The sequence below is a fragment of the Saccharothrix obliqua genome (genome assembly GCF_019375475.1).
Taxonomy (GTDB): domain Bacteria; phylum Actinomycetota; class Actinomycetes; order Mycobacteriales; family Pseudonocardiaceae; genus Actinosynnema; species Actinosynnema obliqua.
In genome coordinates, this window is record NZ_JAHXGQ010000010.1 from 220,273 (window position 1) to 234,360 (window position 14,088).

At 72.2% G+C, this 14,088-nt stretch carries 14 protein-coding genes and 1 riboswitch; of the genes, 5 read left to right on the top strand and 9 right to left on the bottom strand.

Annotation, left to right across the window (positions count from 1 at the left end):
* The first annotated feature begins 5 nt into the window (after positions 1-5).
* A complete protein-coding gene (locus KZQ38_RS28225) occupies positions 6-911 on the top strand; it encodes a 3-methyladenine DNA glycosylase (protein ID WP_219446090.1) in 906 nt (301 codons plus the stop codon).
* 50 nt (positions 912-961) lie between these two features.
* On the top strand, positions 962-2,740 hold the full coding sequence (locus KZQ38_RS28230) for a VWA domain-containing protein (protein ID WP_219446092.1): 1,779 nt from the start codon (positions 962-964) through the stop codon (positions 2,738-2,740).
* Between the two features lie 372 nt (positions 2,741-3,112).
* Here KZQ38_RS28230 and gcvP read toward each other — a convergent pair whose 3' ends face one another.
* The 8 genes from gcvP to KZQ38_RS28270 all read right to left on the bottom strand — a co-directional run bounded on the left by gcvP (position 3,113) and on the right by KZQ38_RS28270 (position 11,002).
* Positions 3,113-6,004, bottom strand: a complete 2,892-nt coding sequence (gene gcvP / locus KZQ38_RS28235) for an aminomethyl-transferring glycine dehydrogenase (protein WP_219446093.1) — start codon at positions 6,002-6,004, stop codon at positions 3,113-3,115.
* A gap of 164 nt (positions 6,005-6,168) precedes the next feature.
* Positions 6,169-6,259, bottom strand: a riboswitch (glycine riboswitch).
* A 114-nt stretch (positions 6,260-6,373) separates the two neighbouring features.
* On the bottom strand, positions 6,374-6,940 hold the full coding sequence (locus KZQ38_RS28240; protein ID WP_219446095.1) for a MerR family transcriptional regulator: 567 nt from the start codon (positions 6,938-6,940) through the stop codon (positions 6,374-6,376).
* Positions 6,941-7,704: 764 nt separating this feature from the next.
* The gene (locus KZQ38_RS28245) at positions 7,705-8,178 is read right to left on the bottom strand and encodes a bifunctional nuclease family protein (protein ID WP_033427967.1); all 474 of its coding nucleotides are present in this window, start codon (positions 8,176-8,178) and stop codon (positions 7,705-7,707) included.
* Positions 8,179-8,321: 143 nt separating this feature from the next.
* Positions 8,322-9,029: a transcriptional regulator FtsR gene (gene ftsR, locus KZQ38_RS28250; protein WP_219446097.1), complete on the bottom strand. Its 708-nt coding sequence runs from the start codon at positions 9,027-9,029 to the stop codon at positions 8,322-8,324.
* Positions 9,026-9,490, bottom strand: coding sequence for a glycogen accumulation regulator GarA (garA, locus tag KZQ38_RS28255; RefSeq protein ID WP_219446099.1), 465 nt, complete (start codon positions 9,488-9,490; stop codon positions 9,026-9,028). Before garA ends, ftsR begins: the two co-directional genes overlap by 4 nt.
* A 113-nt stretch (positions 9,491-9,603) precedes the next feature.
* Positions 9,604-9,987 carry a glycine cleavage system protein GcvH gene (gene gcvH, locus KZQ38_RS28260; protein ID WP_219446101.1) on the bottom strand — a complete coding sequence of 128 codons (384 nt, stop codon included), beginning with the start codon at positions 9,985-9,987 and terminating at the stop codon, positions 9,604-9,606.
* Positions 9,988-10,045: 58 nt separating this feature from the next.
* Positions 10,046-10,633, bottom strand: coding sequence for a cardiolipin synthase ClsA (clsA, locus tag KZQ38_RS28265; protein ID WP_219446103.1), 588 nt, complete (start codon positions 10,631-10,633; stop codon positions 10,046-10,048).
* A 132-nt stretch (positions 10,634-10,765) separates the two neighbouring features.
* Entirely contained in the window at positions 10,766-11,002 is a 237-nt protein-coding gene (locus tag KZQ38_RS28270; RefSeq protein ID WP_219446105.1) for a hypothetical protein, read from the bottom strand.
* 442 nt (positions 11,003-11,444) lie between these two features.
* Here KZQ38_RS28270 and KZQ38_RS37295 point away from each other — a divergent pair, with 442 nt between their 5' ends.
* Positions 11,445-11,852: an STAS domain-containing protein gene (locus tag KZQ38_RS37295; RefSeq protein WP_219446106.1), complete on the top strand. Its 408-nt coding sequence runs from the start codon at positions 11,445-11,447 to the stop codon at positions 11,850-11,852.
* Here KZQ38_RS37295 and KZQ38_RS28280 read toward each other — a convergent pair.
* On the bottom strand, positions 11,809-12,597 hold the full coding sequence (locus KZQ38_RS28280; protein WP_219446108.1) for an ATP-binding protein: 789 nt from the start codon (positions 12,595-12,597) through the stop codon (positions 11,809-11,811). The two genes, KZQ38_RS37295 and KZQ38_RS28280, sit on opposite strands and share 44 nt — an antisense overlap.
* A gap of 125 nt (positions 12,598-12,722) precedes the next feature.
* Between KZQ38_RS28280 and KZQ38_RS28285 the strand changes: the two genes are divergently transcribed.
* Positions 12,723-13,148 (top strand): ATP-binding protein, encoded by a 426-nt coding sequence (locus tag KZQ38_RS28285; RefSeq protein WP_308258633.1) that lies wholly within the window; start codon positions 12,723-12,725, stop codon positions 13,146-13,148.
* Positions 13,145-13,951 carry a SigB/SigF/SigG family RNA polymerase sigma factor gene (locus tag KZQ38_RS28290; RefSeq protein ID WP_219446112.1) on the top strand — a complete coding sequence of 269 codons (807 nt, stop codon included), beginning with the start codon at positions 13,145-13,147 and terminating at the stop codon, positions 13,949-13,951. Before KZQ38_RS28285 ends, KZQ38_RS28290 begins: the two co-directional genes overlap by 4 nt.
* Positions 13,952-14,088 lie beyond the last annotated feature (137 nt).

A 14,088-nucleotide genomic window follows, 5' to 3' on the forward strand; every position in this document is an offset into this window, starting at 1 on the left:
CCGCCGTGGAGGTGCTGTCGGAAGTCGAGTGGACCGCGCGCCGGGCGGCGCACGCGGCACGTGTGCGCGCGTGGACCGGGCCGCACCACGAGCGCCGGGCGCGGGGTGAGAAGCACCCGGTCCTGGATTTCCTCTGGTCGTACTACAGTCACCGCCCCTCTCGGATGGAGCGCTGGCACCCCGGGCCGGGCGTCGTGCTGGCGGGTGACGCGGCGGAGGAGTACCTGCGGTGGCCCGCGTACCGGCGGGTGCCGGGCGGGGTGGCGCTGGACGTCGCCGGGTTCGCCCGGGAGCGGGCGTCGACCGTCGCGTTCGTGCACCGGCTGCTCGCCGCGACGGCCTCCCGCCGGCCCCGGCTCGGCTGCTTCGGCCTGCACGAGTGGGCGATGGTGTACCGGTCGGACCGGGTCCGGCACGAGGCGTGGCCGTTGCGGCTGGGCGCGCGGGGCACGGACGCGGTGGTGGAGGCGCAGCGGGTGCGGTGCAGCCACTTCGACGCGTTCCGGTTCTTCACCCCCGAGGCGCGACCCCTCAACACGCTGCAACCCACGCGTGAGGAGCAGGTTCGGTTGGAGCAGCCGGGCTGCTTGCACGTGTCCATGGATCTTTTCAAGTGGTCGTACAAGCTCGACCCGGCCACGCCGTCGGAGCTGCTGGCGGACTGCTTCGACCTGGCGCTGCGGGTGCGCGAGCTGGACATGCGGGCCAGCCCGTACGACCTGTCGGCACTGGGTTACCGGCCGATCCGGATCGAGACCGCCGAGGGGCGCGCGGAGTACGTGGAGCGGCAGGCCGCGTTCGCCGCCGAGGCCGCGCCGCTGCGTGCCGCGTTGCTCGACCTGACCACCGCGCTGCTCGCGGCTTCGGATAACACGGCGACACTTCGCCCGTCCACTGGTTTCACCTGTTAGCGTGACGCCGGTCGGGATTCGCCAGCCGGGGCCGAACGCTGAGAGGGAAGATGTCTCGACACCGCGCGCTGCGCACGAAGGTGCGACGCGGCATCGCCAAGTGGCCGGTCGCCATCGTCGGCGTGGTCGTGCTCGTCGTGCTCGGCTACTTCGCGTGGACGTGGGTGGGCGGCATCGTGGAGCGCCGCGCCGCCGCCCAGGCGGGTGACTGCCGGCAGGGCGAGGCGCCGCTGCGGGTCGCCGCGACGCCGAGCGTCGCCGACGCCGTGCGCCAGGTCGCCGAGGCGTGGAGCGAGCAGCGGCCGGTCGTGTACGACCACTGCATCCGGGTCGAGGTGCAGGCGATCGACTCCGAGGTGGTCCTCCAGGGGCTGACGCAGGGCTGGGACGAGGCGGCGCTGGGCGAGCGCCCGCACGCGTGGATCACCGACTCGATGCTGTGGGCGAACCGGCTCAGCGCGCAGAACCGCGCGTTGCTCGGTGCGCAGCCGGTGTCCGTGGCGGCCAGTCCCGCGGTGTTGGCGATGCCCCAGGAGGCCGCGCAGGCGGTTCAGGCGGGTGTCGGGTTCCGGTGGACCGACCTGCCGGAGGTGACGTCGGCGGTGGGTGGCTGGGCGCGGTTCGGCGAGCCCGAGTGGGGTGACGTCAAGGTCGCCATGCCGGACCCGACGACGAACGCCGCGACCGCCGTGGTGATCCAGTCGGCGCTGGCGGGCGCGAGCCCGGACGGCAAGGGGCCGGTGACCGCGGAGATGCTCGCGCTGGAGCCGGTGAAGGCCACGTTGGGCAGGCTCACCGCCGCCAAGCCGACCGAGACGCCGAAGACGACGTGGGGCGCGTTGGCCCTGCTGTCGGAGAAGCCCCAGGTCAACGGGCCGGGTTTCAGCGCGGTGCCGGTGTTCGAGGTGGACCTGTACCGGCACAACACGGGCAAGGACGGCGGGAAGGCGCCCGCGCAGCCCCTGTACGGGGTCGCGGCGGGCGGCCCGTCACCGGTGGCGGACTTCCCCTTCGTGCCGCTCGCGGGTGACTGGGTGGGCGAGGCGCAGGTGCGCGCGTCGCAGGCGTTCCGCGAGTTCCTGCTCCAGGCCGAGCAGCAGAAGAAGCTCGCGGGCGCGGGGCTGCGGGTGGACGCCACGACCGAGCGGCCGAAGCCGTCGCCGGGCATCCGGTGGGCCACCATGACCGACAAGCTCGTGCCCGCCGACGCGAACACGGCACAGCAGATCTCGGCCGCCTGGGCCACCGCCGACAACGGGCAGGCCGTGACGGTGCTGGTGGACGTGTCCAAGTCGATGGAGGAACCGGGCGGCGACGGCAAGTCACGCATGGCCTGGGTGAAGGAAGCGCTGTCCGGTCAGGTGAACCGGGCCGTGTCCGGCTCGTTGGGGCTGTGGGAGTTCTCCCGTGGTCTGGACGGGGAGAAGCCCTACCGGCGGCTCGTGCCGACCGGTCCGGTGACCGGGCAGAAGCAGCAGTTGTTGGACGGTGTCGCGGCGTTGCGGCCGCAGAGCGCCACGCAGCTCTACACCAGCCTGGTGGCGGTGTACGGGCAGGCGTTGGCGGACTACCAGCCGGGGAAGCGGAACCGGATCATCGTGCTGACCGACGGGCCCAACGACGGTGGGCTGTCGTACCAGCAGCTCAAGGACGAGCTGGCGAAGCTCAAGGTGGACGGCAAGGACATCTCGATCAGCGTCCTGGCGATCGGCCCGGACCCGGACCGCAGGCAGCTGGGCGAAATCACCCGCGCCGGCGGCGGGACGCTGTCGGTGGTGGATGACGGCCGCGGCGTCGACGCGGCCCTGGGCCAACTCCTCGGCGCCTAACCCCCGCCCGCTCCCGCCGCAAGCTCGCTCGCCAGGCGCCCCTGCCACGCGCTGCGCGGCGAAACTTTCGCGCGCCGGATCTATCAGGCAGGCTCCCTGATAGATAAGCGACGCTTGTGCCTCTCCCTCGAACCTGACCGCCGCCCACTTCGAAGCCACCCACAGAGCACCCGCCGGCGGAGCGGACGTGCCGTCGCCGGCGGGTTTGCCGGTGGGGGCCGACGCGCTCGCCGGACACCTCCTTCGGGACCAGGGCCGGGCGACCCCGGAACGCAGCCGTGGAAACGCGACGCCCGGCGGGCGGGTGGCCTGCCGGGCGTCGGGTGGAACTGGGGCTCAGCCGTGGTCCGAAGACTCGGCTGTCGTACCGAATCAGCTGTCGTACGCGGACACCGGGGGGCAGGAGCAGACCAGGTTGCGGTCGCCCTTGGCGCCGTCGATTCGGCGCACCGGCGGCCAGATCTTCGGCCGGTCCGTCTTGCCCGCCGGGAAGACCGCCACCTCGCGGCTGTACGGGTGGTCCCACTCGCCCATCACCGACTCGGCGGTGTGCGGGGCGTTGCGCAGCGGGTTGTCGTCGACCGGCCACTCGCCCGCGCCCACGCGGTCGATCTCGCCCTTGATGGCGATCATGGCGTCGATGAACCGGTCGATCTCGGCCAGGTCCTCGGACTCGGTGGGCTCCACCATCAGCGTGCCCGCCACCGGGAACGACATGGTGGGCGCGTGCAGCCCGTAATCGGCGAGGCGCTTGGCCACGTCGTCGACAGTCACACCGGTCGCCTTGGTGATCGCGCGCAGGTCGAGGATGCACTCGTGGGCCACGAAACCGCCCTCGCCCGTGTACAGCACGGGGAAGTGCTCGTCGAGCCGCCGCGCCACGTAGTTGGCCGCCGCCACCGCGGTCAGCGTGGCGCGCCGCAGGCCGTCGCCGCCCATCATCCGCACGTACGCCCACGAGATCGGGAGGATCGACGCCGAACCCCACGGCGCGGCGCTGATCGGGCCGACACCGGTCGCCGGGCCCGCCGCCGCCTGGAGCGGGTGGTTCGGCAGGAACGGCGCGAGGTGGGCGCGCACGCCGATCGGCCCGATGCCCGGACCGCCGCCGCCGTGCGGGATGCAGAACGTCTTGTGCAGGTTCAGGTGCGACACGTCCGACCCGAACTTGCCGTACTGGGCGAGGCCGATCAACGCGTTGAGGTTCGCGCCGTCCACGTACACCTGGCCGCCCGCGTCGTGCACCAGCCCGCACACCTCGCGCACGGTGTCCTCGTACACGCCGTGCGTCGACGGGTACGTGATCATGATCGCGGCGAGCGAGTCGCGGTGCGCCTCGATCGTCTCGCGCAGGTGGCCGATGTCGACGTTGCCCTTGTCGTCGCACTTCACCACGACCACCCGCATCCCGGCCATGACGGCGGACGCGGCGTTGGTGCCGTGCGCGGACGACGGGATCAGGCACACGTCGCGGTGCGCGTCGCCGTTGGACCGGTGGTAGGCGCGGATCGCGAGCAGGCCCGCGAACTCGCCCTGGCTGCCCGCGTTCGGCTGCAACGACACGGCGTCGTAGCCGGTGACCTCGGCCAGCCACTTCTCCAAGTCGCCGACCAGGGACAGCAGGCCGTCGGCGTCCTCGACGGGCGCGAACGGGTGCAGCTCGGCGAACTCCGGCCAGGTGATGGGCTCCATCTCCGCCGTGGCGTTGAGCTTCATGGTGCAGGAACCGAGCGGGATCATGCTCCGGTCCAGCGCCACGTCCTTGTCCGACAGGGCACGCAGGTAACGCAGCAGCGCGGTTTCCGAGCGGTGGGTGTGGAACACCGGGTGGGTCAGGTAGTCGCTCGTGCGGCGCAGTTCGCCGGGGATGCCGTCGGCGGTGTCGGCGTCCAGCGCGTCGATGTCGGCCACGGTCACGCCGAACGCGCGCCACACGGTGACCAGGTCGTCGCGGGTCGTCGTCTCGTCGCACGCGATCGACACCGTGTCGGCGTCCGCCTGCCACAGGTTCACGCCCAGCTCACGGGCAGCGGCCACGACCTCGGCGGCCCGGCCCTCGACGCGGGCGCGCACGGTGTCGAAGAACTCGCCGTGCACCACCTCGACGCCGTTCTCGCACAACCCGGCGGCCAGCACGGACGCCATGCGGTGCGTGCGCGTCGCGATGGCACGCAGCCCCTCCGGGCCGTGGTACACCGCGTACATGGAGGCGATCACGGCCAGCAGCACCTGGGCGGTGCAGATGTTGCTGGTGGCCTTCTCCCGGCGGATGTGCTGCTCGCGGGTCTGGAGCGCGAGGCGGTAGGCCGGGTTGCCGTCGGCGTCCACGGAAACGCCCACCAGGCGGCCCGGGAGCTGGCGCTCCAGGCCCTGGCGGACCGCCATGTAACCGGCGTGCGGACCGCCGAAGCCCATCGGCACGCCGAACCGCTGGGTGGTGCCGACGACGACGTCCGCGCCGATCTCACCGGGCGGGCGCAGCAGCGTCAGCGCCAGCAGGTCCGCCGCGACGACGGCCTGCGCGCCCGCCGCGTGGATCTCCGCGATCAACGCCTCCTGGTCGCGCACCACGCCGGACGCGCCGGGGTAGGACAGCAGCACGCCGAAGAAGTCGCCGCCCAGGCCGAGACCGGCGAGGCCCTGCGACAGGTCGGCCGTGACGACCTCCAGGCCCAGCGGCTCGGCGCGGGTCTCGATGACGGCGAGGGTCTGCGGCAGCGTGTCCGCGTCCACCACGAACCGGTTGGACTTGTGCCGACCGGCCCGCCGCACCAGCGTCATCGCCTCCGCCGCCGCGGTGGCCTCGTCCAGCATGGAGGCGTTGGCCAGCGCCAGGCCGGTCAGGTCGGCGACCGCGGTCTGGAAGTTCAGCAGGGCCTCCAGGCGGCCCTGGGAGATCTCCGGCTGGTACGGCGTGTAGGCGGTGTACCAGGCGGGGCTCTCCAGCACGTTGCGGCGGATCACCGGCGGCGTGATCGTGCCGTGGTAGCCGAGGCCGATCATCTGCTTGAGCGGCTTGTTGCGCGCCGCGAGGTCGCGCAGCTCGGCCAGCGCCTCGGTCTCGGTGGCGGGCGCGGGCAGGTCCAGCACGAGGTCGCGCTCCCGGATCGACTCCGGCACCGCGCGCTGCGCCAGCTCTTCGAGCGACCCGACGCCGATCACGTCGAGGATGCGGGCCAGCTCGGCGGGCCGCGGGCCGACGTGGCGGTCGGCGAAGGGGGTGCCGTGTTCGAGGGCGGCGAGGGGAATGCGGTCCTGCGTCATGGGTGCGCCTCCGGGGCTGGGCAGTTCCCCGCGGCGGGGGAACACGTCTGCCGTTGCCCTCCCCCTCTGTCTCCGCCCGGCCGGGCACCTGAGAGCTTCACCCGACCGGAGCCGGGCTTGCACCGTCGGCGGGGTCGGTTTCCCGGCCCGCTTTCCAGAGGCGTCTCACCCGTGCGGTCCTTGCGCCTGAGAGGTTCCGGGGAGGATTTGCTCCTTCGGCGCCGAGACGGGCTCGGACTCTCCCGCACGGGATAAAGCGACTACCCGCGAATCGTACCCGGATCGGGGCGATCACCGGCACGCGGCGCGACCCTCGTCTCAGCCGTCGGCACCAGGTGGAACACCGACGGCGAGATCGGGACCACGACGTCAGCCGGTGGCGCGGGTGCGCCTGCGGCGGGACAGCTCGTCGTTCGGCGACTCGTCCACCGCGAGGCCGTCCGCGCGTTCGGCGGGGAACTCGTGGATGGTGCCGCTGATCTCCCGCATGGCGCCGCTGACCGCTATGCCGAACACGCCCTGCCCGCCCTGGAGCAGGTCGACGACCTCCTCCGGCGACGTGCACTCGTAGACCGTCGTGCCGTCGCTGAACAGCGTGATGCGGGCCAGGTCCTGGACGCCGCGGCGGCGCAGGTGGTCGACCGCCACGCGGATGTTCTGGAGCGAGACCCCGGTGTCGAGCAACCGCTTGACGACCTTCAGGACCAGGATGTCCTTGAACGAGTACAGCCGCTGGCTGCCGGAACCCTGCGCACTCCTTATGGTCGGGTTGACCAGTCCGGTGCGGGCCCAGTAGTCGAGCTGGCGGTAGGTGATGCCGGCGATCTGGCACGCGGCGGGTCCCCGGTAGCCGACGAGTTCGTCCGGCAGCGAGGAGTCCGGGAACAGCTCACCCTGTTCGCCGGTGCCGGCCCGGATGGGCGCTTCCTCGACCACGCCTGCCTCCCCTCGGTCCGGCCACGACAGCCGGCGACCAACGTGAAGCCGCCGCGGTGTCGAATCACACCGTGGCAATTCACCTGAGTTCGACGGTAAGACCGCCTCGGGGGCAGGTCAACGCGACGCGCTGAGCGTGTCGCGGCTAAACCTCAAGTTGAGGTTGAGAGAGCCACCTGGACTAAGCCATTCGGGTGACGTTTAGTGATCGTTTAGTCGAACACCGTTGACGTTGTGTAACCCGAAGGTGTGACACCGGGGGGGTGCCACGCGGGATTGATCCACAACGCACCGCACACCACGAGGGGCCGTCCCGGCTCGCGGCCGGACCACCGGCCCTTCGTGGCCTCCCCGAGGACCGGAAGCGCGAGGGCCGAGGCGCGAAGGATCGGGGAGCACGAGGATCGAAGGCACCGGGAGCCGGAGTGCCGAGAGCCGAGCGCACGAAGGCCGGAGCACCGCGGGCGGCGCCAAGAGCCGAGCGCACGGGACCGGGAACCGCAGGCGGTGTCGGAAGCCGAGCGCACCAGGCGGGAGCCTCGGGCGGCGGCCGGAGCCAAGCGCACGGGAGGCCCGAGTACCGGGGCGACCGGAAGCGCCGAGAGCCGGAGGCCGGCGGGGGCCGGAAATGCCGGAGGTCGGGACCGAGGGCACCGGAGGCAGCGGGCCGGAGGCGGGAGCCGGAAGCACGCGGCCCGGAAAGCACGAAAGCCCGGAGCCACCGCCCCGGGCCCACCGCTCCGCCTGGCGGCGGAACCCGGCTGTTACGTGTCCGCCCCGCGGAAGTCCTCCGGCGACACGGAGTCGAGGAATTCGCGGAACTTCTCCACCTCGTCCTCCTGCTCGTCCGGGATGATCAGGCCGGCCTCGGCGAGCACCGACTCCTCCGCGTGGATGGGCACGCCGATCCGCAGCGCCAGCGCCACGGAGTCGCTCGGTCGCGCCGACACCCGCACGTCACCGTCGAACACCAGCTCGGCGAAGTAGGTGCCTTCCTGGAGGTCGGTGATCCGGACCTGCTCCAGCTGCCTGCCCAGCGCCCCGATCACGTCCTTGAGCAGGTCGTGGGTCAGCGGGCGGGCCGGGCGCACGCCCTGCTGCTCCAGGGCGATGGCGGTGGCCTCGACCGAGCCGATCCAGATCGGCAGGTAGCGCTCGCCCTCGGTTTCGCGCAGCAGCAGGATCGGCTGGTTGGCGGGCAACTCCACCCGCACGCCCACGACGCGCATCTCGCTCATCGGGTCTCGCCTCCCTCAGCGCGCTGAATTCCTGGCGTCCCCGCTACGAACGAGGATCCCCCACGTACTCCCCCGACGCTACCCGCCAAGCGGGCCTTGTGCGCAACCGCCGGCACTTGCCGGATCACGATGCGGACACGCTTTCACCTGGGCGAAACCCGACCACCTGCGACATCGCGGAGGCCCACCTTCACGAGGAGTGTGTGCAGGGTTACCGAAAGCGCCGCCAGTTCGCGCACCACTTCGTCGGCTCGGCCACGCGCCCGCGGGTCGCGCTGCCGGTGCAGGGGTGCGGCGACCTGCTCGACCAGGGCCACCTCGCGGTCGGCCGCCGCGCGGAAGGCACGCAGCTGGCGCGGCTCCACGCCGTGCTCGGCGAGGGCGCGGGCGGTCGCGGCGATGCGGACCGCGTCCTGGTCGTAGGAACCCGAGGCGCCCGCCCGGACCAGGCCGAGCTGCTCCAACTCGGCGAGCAGGGCGGGGTCCAGGCCGGACCGCGCCAGCAGGTCGTCGCGGGACATCCGCAGCCCCGGTCCGGTGGCGAACTCGTCCGCCGGGGAGACCGCGCACGACGTCCGGTGCGCGCCGTTGTCCGCCGCGTCCAACTGCTCCTTGATGACCTTCAGGGGCAGGTAGCGGTCGCGTTGGGCCGCCAGCACGTACCTCAGCCGCTCGACGTCGGCCGAGGTGAACTGGCGGTAACCCGAGGCCGTGCGTGCCGGGCGCACCAAGCCCTCCGACTCCAGGAACCGGATCTTGGAGATCGTGACGTCGGGGAACTCGGCTCGCAGTTGCGCGAGGACCGCGCCGATGCTGAGCCCCCCGCGCGGTGGCCGCCCGGCCGCCGTCACCGGTCCCCCTGACCCCCGGCGCCCGGACCGGTCAGGAACACGAGGCGGAACTTGCCGATCTGCACCTCGTCGCCGTTGGCGAGCACCGCCTGGTCGACCGGCTCGCGGTTGACGTAGGTGCCGTTCAGGCTGCCCACGTCGATCACCACGAACTCGCCGCCCTCACGGCGGAACTCGGCGTGCCGGCGCGAGACCGTCACGTCGTCGAGGAAGATGTCGCTGTCCGGGTGCCGCCCGGCGCTGGTGGCGTCCCGGTCCAGCAGGAACCTCGACCCCGCGTTGGGACCGCGCTTCACCACGAGCAGGGCGGACCCGGCCGGCAGCGCGTCGACGCCGGCGACGGCCGGCTCCTGGGCGGGCGCCTCGGCGCCCTCGACCTCGGCGAGGAAGTCGGCCCGGAAAACGGAGGTCCGCTCCGGGGACTGCTCGGGCGGAACGCCTGGCCCGTCGTTCGTGCTCACCTGAGCTCTCCTCCTGCTGCTGGAACCGTCGAGACCGCTAGAACCTATCGTGCCCGAACCACGGTCCGAGGAGCGGCTCCCCCACCGACCGAAGATCCGACGGAAGATCGACGTCACCCCTGTCCCGCCAGCTCCTGGTACGCGGCGGCGTCGAGCAGGTCGTCCACCGCGGTGGGGTCCTCCAGCCGCAACTCCACGATCCAACCCTCGCCGTACGGGTCGGTGTTGACCAGGTCGGGCTGCTGGTCCAGCGAGTCGTTGCGGGTCACGACCTCACCCGCGAGCGGCGCGTAGATCTCGGCCACGCTCTTGGTGGACTCCACCTCGCCGAGCGTCTGACCCGCGCCGACCTGCTCGCCGAGTTCGGGGAGCTGGATGAACACGACTTCGCCGAGTTGCTCCTGGGCGTAGTCGGTGATGCCGATGCGCACGGTGTCGTCACCGGTGCGCAGCACCCACTCATGTTCCTCGGTGTACTTGAGCTCCTCGGGAATCACCGCGGTGCGCTCCTTCAATGACGGTGGATCTTCGCTGCCGGATCTTCCCACGACCGCCTCAGGCGGGCGCGACCCCCGGCGGTCGACGCATGGCGAGGAAGAACTGGTACACGTACAGCGCGCCCGACCACAAATACAACGCGCCGCCCCAGACCATGAACGCGTACGCCACCGGCCGCGCGACCTGCGCGGCGACGGACGTGCCCTGGGCCAGCAACAGCATCGGGAACGCGTAGAGCAGGTTGAACGTGGCGCCCTTGCCCAGGTAGCTGACCTCGAACGGGCCGTAGCCGCGGTGCCGCAGCACGGGCAGGCACGCGCCCACCACGAGTTCGCGGCCGACCAGGACGGCGGCCACCCACCACGGCACGATGTCGCGCACGACGAACGCCACGAGGGTGGCGAGGATGTACAGCCGGTCGGCGGCGGGGTCGAGCAGCGCGCCGAGCCTGCTCATCTGGTCCAGCCAGCGCGCGACCTTGCCGTCCAGCCAGTCCGAGAGGCCGGCCGCGACCAGCACGACCAGCGCCCAGCCGTCGGCGTGCGGGCCGAGCAGCAGGTACAGGAACAGCGGCACGCCGAGCAACCGCAACACGCTCAGCGCGTTCGGGATGGTCAGCAGCCGGTCGGCGGGGTCCTGCGGCACGACCGGAACTCTAGAGCCACCCGCGCCGGGCCGGTCGGCCGAGGCGGTGGTGGGCGGGTCCCCGGACTCCGGGGGGAGCCGCGCGGCACGTCAGCGCGGGGTGAGTCCGGGGCCTGGGCGGTGTCGCCCCGGTCAGCGGGACCGGGTGCGGCTCCAGCCGCGGCGCTGCAACTGCTCGCCGCTGAGGACCGACGGGCGGCCCCGGTCGTCCACGCCGACCCAGCGGGCGCGGAAACCTTCGAGCACGTAGGCGTGGCCCTTGCTCCAGACCACGCTGCACGGGGCGGTGGGCAGCGTTCCCGCGCCGGGGACGGCGCGCGCCGCCCTGCGCTTCGCGGGCTCCGACTCGGTTTCCGTGATGATGCTCATGGCTATCTCCTCCACATGGGGTGTCGCCCGCGCCCTTCGCGGCGTTAACCCCAATGCCGGATTGTGCGTCAACTGTGGTCTCCGCCACCTCATCCGCGGGCCGGGCAGCGGTCACCGGCCGGTTGGCTCGGCGAGAGGTCCGGGGCCGCACCAGGGCGTTCCGCCGAGGTGTAGCCGGCCGCGGCCGGGACGAACCGCTCACCGCGCCACGTCGGCCGCACGGCGACCACCCGACTACACTGGAACTGATCAACGACGCCATCCGCCCGCTTGTGGTGTCCCGAGGGGCTCCGTACGGTGGGTGGCGCAGCGGTTGAGCCAACAGCCGCGCCGGGGAAGCTCCGGTTCTACGGGCCATGGTGCCGCCACGCTGCGTTTTCGTGCTCGGCGCGTTCCGCACGCCTGGGCTTCCCTCCCAGCTACAGGTGAAGAGGAGACCCTCGTGACGGTGCAGGATCCGAACGTCGTGGCGACGAGCGGAGCCGGGTCCACCGCGGAGAGCCCGCGACCTGGGCGGGTCGTCCGCTCGGTGGCGAACCCGGCCGAAGGGGTCACCGTGGTGGCCGTCGGCGGTGAGATCGACATGCTGACCGCACCCGAGCTGCGCACCAGCGTGCTCGGGCGGCTGGACAGCGGCGACACGCTCGTGCTCGACCTGTCCGGCGTGAGCTTCCTGGGTTCGGCCGGTCTGGCGGTCCTGGTGGAGGCCTCGCAGCACGCGAAGCGGCGGGGCACCGAGTTCCGGGTGGTGGCCGTGGAACGCGCGGTGACCCGCCCGCTGGCCGCGACCGGTCTGGGCGAGGTGTTCAGCGTGCACGGCTCGGTGGCGGAGGCACTTGCGGCGGGCTGACGTGCGCCACCAGGTCCACGACCTGGTCGACACCCGCCGCTACCAGCGCGGTGTGCGCCGGCCCCGCCTCCGGCGCCCGCACCACCACCCGGTTGCCCGCCGCCGCGGCGGCTTCGGCGACGGCGCGCAGCGCGCGCACCATCCCCTCGTTGCGGGTCCCGAGCGCGCGCAGGTCCAGCACGATCGGCACCGCGCCGCCCCTGGCCGCGGTCAGCACCCGCCGGCGCACGGCGGGTCCGGCGCGGGCGGGCACGTCGCCCGAGACCACGACCTCGACCCAGCCGTCGCCCTCGGAGACCAGGACCTGTTCCGGCGGCGGCAGGCGGAACGTGCCACCGGTGGTGTGCCGGGCGTTGAGCACCAGGGTGACCCTGGTGCCGGTGCCCGCCCGGTCGACCCGCACCTCGTCCACGTTCTCCCGCATCAGGAGCAACCCGCGCCCCCGGTCGGACAACGTGGCGGGTGGCACTCGCCACATCCCGTCGTCGGCGACGACCACCTCGATGCGGCCGTCCGGCCACGCGTCGGCGTCGACCCGCACCACCCCGGGCGAACCGGGCGGGTAGGCGTGCTCGACGGCGTTGCTGACGGCCTCGTTCACCGCGATGACCAGGTCGTACCGGTCGTCCTCGGACAGGCCGCGGTCCACCAGCCAGGTGTCCAGCCGGTTCCGAACCACCGAGAGCCTGCCGGCGACGGCCGGGAACTCGACCCCCCAGTGGTGATCCCCGAGTCGATCTCTCAACTGCCCTCCCCGTGACGCATCCACGAGTCTTCCCAGTACGTCCGGCCTCTACACGTGTGAGGGCCGATCCGATCGGGTACCGATAGCTTCAGCACCACAGAGACAGAACGGACGATGAGGTGAGCGTGTCGCACACGGAGCCGCTGAGCGGCGAGTCGGATGACCCCTTGGCCGGGGTGGAGTTGCGGATGGCCGCCGATCCCACCCAGCTCTCGATCGTCCGGGCGGTGGCCGCGGACATCGCGATGCGCCAGGACTTCGACCTGGACGCCATCGAGGACCTGAAGCTGGCCGTGGACGAGGCGTGCTCCACGCTGATCTCACTGGCCGCGCCGAGCGCCGTGCTCAGCGCGCGCTTCCTGGTGGTGGACGGCGCCGTGCAGGTGTTCACGGCGGTCGGTTCGAAGCGGTCCGCGCCGCCGGACCGGGACAGCTTCGGGTGGCGGGTGCTCAGCGCGCTGGTGGACTCGGTGACGACGTGGGTCGCGCCGCTGTCGGACGCCTACGAAGTGCACATCGACCTGGTCAAGCGCTCGCTGGGGACCGCGTGACGGCGTCCGGCGACGAGAGCAACGGCAACGGGGGCAACGGCACGACGCGAGCGCAGGGCGACTACGACCACCTCGCGCCGCTGTTCGTCCGGCTGGCCGCCGCCGAGGCGGGCCCGGAGCGGGACCGGCTGCGGGACGAGCTGGTGACCGAGCACCTGCCCGTCGCGAAGCACATCGCACGCCGGTTCGGCCACCGCGGTGAACCGTACGACGACCTGGTGCAGGTGGCCACGGTCGGCCTGATCAACGCGGTGGACCGGTTCGACCCGGAGCGGGGCAGCGACTTCCTGTCGTTCGCCGTGCCGACGATCATGGGCGAGGTCCGGAAGTATTTCCGGGACTCCAGCTGGTCGGTGCGGATGCCGCGCCGGCTCAAGGAGCTGCACCTGGCGATCAACGCGGGTTCGGCGCGGTTGTCGCAGCAGCTGGGCCGCGCGCCCACGCCGTCCGAGCTGGCCGAGCACCTCGGCCTGTCCCGGGAGGAGATCCACGAGGGGCTGGCGGCGGGCAACGCCTACCACAGCGCGTCGTTGGACGACCTGCTGGTGGCGGACGACAGCTCCATCTCGCTGGGCAGCACGCTCGGCGAGGAGGACCCGGAGCTGGAGGCGATCGAGCAGCGCGAGGCGTTGCACCCGCTGCTGGAGAAGCTGCCGGAGCGGGAGCGCAAGATCGTGGTGATGCGGTTCTTCGGCAACATGACGCAGACGCAGATCGCGCAGAAGGTCGGGATCTCGCAGATGCACGTCTCCCGGCTGCTGGCGAAAACGCTGCGGCAGCTGAGAGAGGGCCTGACGGAGTAGGCACGTTCCGGTAGCACGGCCGGTCGGGTGTTCCGACCGGCCGTTTCGCGCGTGCCGCCCGAGGACGGCATCCGGTCGGCGTCCGCCCGTCGCGGCCGGGGGCAGGGGCTCGCGACGGGCGGTCGGCGCACCGGGTC

Coding starts and splice junctions, on each gene's coding strand:
- KZQ38_RS28245 (WP_033427967.1), bottom strand. CDS start 8,178: ATGAGCGAGATGCGCGTCGTGGGCGTGCGGGTGGAGTTGCCCGCCAAC.
- gcvP (WP_219446093.1), bottom strand. CDS start 6,004: ATGACGCAGGACCGCATTCCCCTCGCCGCCCTCGAACACGGCACCCCC.
- KZQ38_RS28270 (WP_219446105.1), bottom strand. CDS start 11,002: ATGAGCATCATCACGGAAACCGAGTCGGAGCCCGCGAAGCGCAGGGCG.
- KZQ38_RS28230 (WP_219446092.1), top strand. CDS start 962: ATGTCTCGACACCGCGCGCTGCGCACGAAGGTGCGACGCGGCATCGCC.